Annotated in this window: 3 protein-coding genes; 1 reads left to right on the top strand and 2 read right to left on the bottom strand. The window is 42.3% G+C overall.

Annotated features, from left to right (window positions below; genetic code table 11):
- Positions 1-23: 23 nt before the first annotated feature.
- Together G2999_RS13755 and G2999_RS02555 are read right to left on the bottom strand one after the other, a co-directional pair.
- Positions 24-146: a hypothetical protein gene (locus tag G2999_RS13755; protein ID WP_255347324.1), complete on the bottom strand. Its 123-nt coding sequence runs from the start codon at positions 144-146 to the stop codon at positions 24-26.
- 264 nt (positions 147-410) lie between these two features.
- Positions 411-2,087: a M28 family metallopeptidase gene (locus G2999_RS02555; RefSeq protein ID WP_010178402.1), complete on the bottom strand. Its 1,677-nt coding sequence runs from the start codon at positions 2,085-2,087 to the stop codon at positions 411-413.
- Between the two features lie 74 nt (positions 2,088-2,161).
- Here G2999_RS02555 and G2999_RS13440 point away from each other — a divergent pair.
- On the top strand, positions 2,162-2,418 hold a 257-nt coding region (locus G2999_RS13440), incomplete at its 3' end, for a hypothetical protein (protein ID WP_010178401.1).

Genomic DNA, 2,418 nt, shown 5'->3' with positions numbered 1-2,418 from the left:
CGTGGCATAAAATCGCGTTATCATTATTCCCAAATCCCAGACCAGTCCGGGCCACGATGGCGAAGTAATTTGGATAGCTCAAGGGCTTGCGTACGTAATTCTGCAACATCTGATTTGATGTCCAGGATCCCGAAAATACCACACATATAATTGGTTCTCTCTGTTGACTAGTTTTAATTGGCTACACTGTCTGTCGTTTCTCTGAATTCTATATAAAATGAAGAGAGAGGGAGGTGCATTTAACTGTGCGAAATATTTAATTTTATTGTTGTCTTCGTCACCCCCCTAATCGTGCCATTTTATGTGAGAATTGCAAGTATAAATCCGTCTAAGCAGACAAAAATAAATTAAAAAGCATCGGAATTCGACAAATACCGATGCTTTTTTAATTTTATAATGAAATGTTAGGCTTATTTACGTTGAAATTCACTGGTAGAGGACCACTTAGGCCAGTTTTCAGCATTAGCCACTTGGTAACCGACATCGAACAATAAACGAGCGTCTTGTTCGATCCCTGAAAAGTCGAAGCTATCACGGTATTGGTCGCATACTTGATGATAGCATCCGCGGACAATAACATTAATGCGTTTACGATAGGCAGCGGTAGCCTCATCGTATGGTTCATTACCACCACCCGCGTATAATGCAGGTACGCCTTGTTTAGCAAAGCTAAAGTGATCGGAACGATAGTAATAGCCTGCTTCTGGACGATCTTCTTGAGTAAGGTTGCGACCTTGCTTGTCCGCTGCTACTTTTAAGTTCGTTTCTAAATCAGATTTGCCCATCCCCACAACCGAGATATCTTTGGTTTTACCTAAGACATTTAGCGCATCCATGTTGATGTTGGCTACGGTTTTATTCAAGGGAATAATCGGATTATCAGCATAGTATTTAGAGCCTAGTAATCCTTGTTCTTCTGCTGTTACGATTAGGAAACTGACAGAACGTTTAGGTGGTATTGAAGACTCAGCGAATGCTCTGGACATTTCAATTGCTGCGGCTGTACCCGTTGCATTATCATGAAAACCGTTATAAATCTGATCGCCTTCTAATGATTCATCTTTGCCTAAATGATCCCAATGTGCGGTGTAGATAATGTGTTCATCGGGTAATTCAGCGCCACGGACAGTGGCAAAGACATTATAGCTTTTAGATTTTTCAAAATCATTTTTGACCGTTGTACTTGCTTTGATACCCAGCGCTGAGTGATATGGGCCTTTAAGTGCTTGTGCTTTTTCAGCAGCAAAATCTTTGTTAGCTGATGCAAAGACCTTTTGGGCAGCATCAAGCGTTAACCAGCCTTCAATTGCAACACGTGATGCGCCTTGATCATCTGATACTAAACCGTATTGTGGGCCCGACCAACTATTCGCTACGACCGACCAACCATAAGATGCGGGTGCTGTTTCATGAACAATCAATGCACCAGCAGCTCCTTGGCGGCTTGCCTCTTCATACTTGTAACTCCAACGCCCGTAATAGGTCATGGTTTCACCTTGGAATTTACCACTATCAGGATTTTCAAAACCAGGGTCGTTGACTAAGATCACTACTGTTTTGCCGGTCACATCAATCCCTTCATAGTCATTCCAGTCGTATTCAGGGGCATTCACGCCATAGCCAACAAAGACAAGCTCCGAGTCTTTTAGGTCTATTTGCGCTTGTTCGCGTTTAGAGCTGACGACCATGTCTTCTTTATAAACAAAGTTATGTTCGCCTATAGATAATACTGCATCGGGAGCGGCAGTAATCTGCATGAGTGCGACTTCTTGTAAGTAGCTATCACCATTACCTGGTTCGACACCGAATTGTTTAAAATGATTGATGAGATAATCTAAGGTTTTTTTCTCACCAACTGTGGTGGGTAAGCGACCTTCGAACTCATCAGACGCGAGTGTTTTTGCGTGGGCTTTGAGGACATCACCTGAGATACTGGCATAGATCTCATCAAAATTATCAGCCACTTTAACCGCCGCTGTTGAAGTGGGTTCTGTCGTGGTAGCAGTGTCTTTTGCTGGTTGAGAACAACCCACTAACGTCACTGCTGTTAACGCTACTAGACTACCGGTCCAATATTTTTTATTCATGTTTTGACTCTTATTGTTATAAAATACAAACCTAGTATAAGCAAACCAAAGTGAGATGCAACGCTCCTGTTACTATGCCTTTAGAATCTTTATCTCAATTTACTTTTGTCCAAGACCATCCTGTATTTGTCATGCTAAATCAGGTCATTCCTTTAGCTAAATTAACGCACTGGCCGTGCGTTGACACATTAAATACTATTGCTCATGGGCCTTATACATTTATCGATGATCCCGAGTCGCAATCACTTGCAGGGATTCGTTTGGGCGAACTTGGGTATGAAGGCTTTATCGCAGAAACTCAATCTATTCCCACCAGGCGCAATTGGCATGA

The sequence above is a fragment of the Glaciecola sp. HTCC2999 genome, assembly GCF_000155775.1.
Taxonomy (GTDB): domain Bacteria; phylum Pseudomonadota; class Gammaproteobacteria; order Enterobacterales; family Alteromonadaceae; genus Opacimonas.
Note: the sequence above shows the minus strand (reverse complement) of the source record. Positions and strands in the feature narration are given on the sequence as shown.